General features: G+C 32.4%; 2 protein-coding genes. Both read right to left on the bottom strand.

Annotated features, from left to right (window positions below; genetic code table 11):
• Positions 1–988: HD domain-containing protein (locus RBH29_RS17305; protein WP_306698257.1), on the bottom strand; the 988-nt coding region annotated here is incomplete at its 3' end.
• Positions 989–1,064: 76 nt separating this feature from the next.
• Positions 1,065–3,057, bottom strand: a 1,993-nt coding sequence (locus RBH29_RS17300) for a WD40 repeat domain-containing protein (protein ID WP_306698256.1), incomplete at its 5' end; no start/stop codon positions are given.

Genomic DNA, 3,057 nt, shown 5'->3' with positions numbered 1-3,057 from the left:
TCCCATAATTGTCAGATATTTTGCTAGCCTTATTATTAACATATTCAAAAATTTTATCATCCCAATCAAAAGATTCTACAACATTATTGAAACACTCACATTCTGTTTTAATTTCGGGAATAGCAATATTATGATTCTTCAAACATTCCTTTGCTTCATTAATATTTTTAGATATATTTTGTCTAACACATTTAATAAGTCCATTGCAGAAATCTGAATTTCCTGGTGGTATCCTAAAATGAATTTTTATATTTGAGTTTTGTATTTCAATTTCTTCTACATAATGGTGAGATAAAGGATGATATTTGTCTTTTACGGTTTCTTGGGAATCTACATTTGTTTTAGACCAATTCTCATTAATTGCATTATTCATTAAATGTACATTTCTTTTAAACCAATCCTCATTAACCCTATTATAGTCACAATCTAAAGAGTCTCCAATTCTTAGCATGTATAGTAATAACTTAAGGTCAGTAGATACTCTTTGATTTTCGAATGCATTTTTGAAAGTATACTCATTCTCACAATGGTATCGTGCCAATTTTGCTGCATTTTCAAAAAAGTCTCGGTATTTATCGGGTATTTCTAAAGAAAGTTGATTATTAAGTATTCGATTTTTATCAAGAAGAGCATTTATCAAATCAAAACTTAATTCTCCATGGTAACATCTAATCTTTTCTAGCGTTTCTTCATTAAAATATTGAGGTCGCTCGCCCTTTGAAATGAATTCTTCTATCTTGTCTGAATTCATACCTATATCGTGTAGATAAATAGCCAAAAGCAAAATCATAGCTTCTTCTTGGCTCCAATACCTGTCAGTAAACAACTTATCTAATCGAGCTTCAATTCTCTCTGAATGCTCTAGCCCATGTATGTTATAATGGGGGTATCTTTCGTCTTTTCCCCATAATTCATGACAAAAAGGAATTACTTTGTTTTGCAAATATTCTCGATAATCATCATCTAAAAAATCTCTAAGTTTTGCCATTATTGCCTCCTCCAAATATAAATATAGTTAGACTTATATACAAATTATGTTACTATCTATTCTTATTATACTATGTTCAAAAATTTACACCATATGATTCTAGTATTTTTATCTCTTCATCAGTAAGGTTACTCTCGGGATGAAGGTTTGTAAAATTGCAACCATACAAGTAAAGACCAGGAACATTTATAAATTCTGCTATACAATCATCAGAAACTCTCCATATCCTTATACTTCCATCATGTGACCCAGACAGAATTTTCTCCCCATCTTCTGAATATACTGCACTCATTACCCAATTAGTGTGACCTGTATATGTATTAATACAGTTTCCTGTTTCTACACTCCACTCCTTTATAGTATTATCAATGGAAGCAGATAAGATTTTTTGGTCATCTTTCGAATATACTGCACTTTCTACCATTCCTTTGTGACCTTTGTAAGTTTTAATACAATCTCCTGTATCTACACTCCATTCCTTTATGGTACCATCATCTGAAGCAGATAGAATTTTTTTACCACATCCTGAATAAACTGCACTGTTTACCCAGCGTGTATGACCATTATAGGTTTTGATACATCTTCCTGTTCTTACTCTCATTTCTTTTATTGTATGATCGGCAGAAGCAGACAGTATTTTTTCGCCATCATCGGAATACACTGCGTGTAATACTTGCCTTAAGTGATCTTTATATGACTTTATACATTTGCAACGTACATCATCCCATTCCTTTATTGTCCTATCATAAGAAGCAGAAAGAATTTTTTTCTCGTCTTTCGAATATACAGCACTCCTTACCGGTTCAGTATGACCTATATAAGTTTTAATACATTTTCCTGTTTCCACATCCCACTCCTTTATTGTTTTATCATCCGAAGCAGATAATATTTTTTTCCCATATTTCGAATATACACAACTCCTCAACCACTTCAAGTGTCCTGTATAGACTCTATCACATTTTTCTGTTTTTATGTTCCATTCTTTAATAGTATTATCATGTGAAGTAAAAAGTACTTTTTCACTATCTAGCGAATATATCGCACTAACCACCCTTCTAGCGTTACCGTTATAAGTTTTGATACATTCACCTATATCTACAAACCATTCCTTTACAGTAAGATCACCTGAGACAGATAGTATTTTTTTGCCGTTTTTTGAGTACACCGCACTATCTACTGTATGCAAGTGACCTATGTAGGTTTTTATACATTCTTCTGTACCTACGAGCCATTCCTTTATAGTATTGTCAGATGAAGCTGAAAGTATTTTTTTGCCATCTTCTGAATACACTGCACTATGTACAAAATCAGTGTGACCCTTATATGTTTTAATGCATTCAGCTGTATCTATGCTCCACTCTTTTATTGTGTGATCATAAGAGGCGGAAAGTATTTTTTTGCCACATCTTGAATACACTGCACTTACTACAATATGTGAGTGACCTCTATATTCTTTAATGCATTCTCCAGTATCTATTAGACATTCCTTTATTATATTGTCATATGAAGTGTAAAGAAGTCTTTTCCCATCATCTGAATAAGCAATTGTTTTATAATCTCGAGGATGGCCTGTGTATATATTAAACCTATAAGAAAAAAACTCATCAGTTTCTGTTTCATAGCTTTTCGCCTTATATTCCTTAATATATCTTTCTTTACCTACACACCATTCCTTTATAGTATTATCCGATGAAATAGATAAAATTTTTCTGCCATCTTTTGAGTACACAGCTCTATTTACCCAGTCAGTATGACCAGTATAGGTTTTTATACATTCGCCTGTATCTACACTCCATTCTTTTATAGTATTGTCAGATGAAGCAGAAAGTATTTTTTTTCCATCTATCGAATACACTGCACTATTCACATAGAAAGTGTGACCAGTATAGGTCTTGATACATTCACCAGTATCTACACACCATTCTTTTATAGTATTGTCACCTGAAGCAGTAAGAATTTTTTTCCCATCTTTTGAATACACTCCAGTATGTATGCCATCTAAATGACCTTGTGGAAATATGCTTTCTCTTGTAATAAGTGACCCTGAAAAATCTGTTGATAGGTTTTCC

It is taken from the genome of Herbivorax alkaliphila (assembly GCF_030848475.1).
Classification (GTDB): Bacteria; Bacillota; Clostridia; order Acetivibrionales; family Acetivibrionaceae; genus Herbivorax.
Note: the sequence above shows the minus strand (reverse complement) of the source record. Positions and strands in the feature narration are given on the sequence as shown.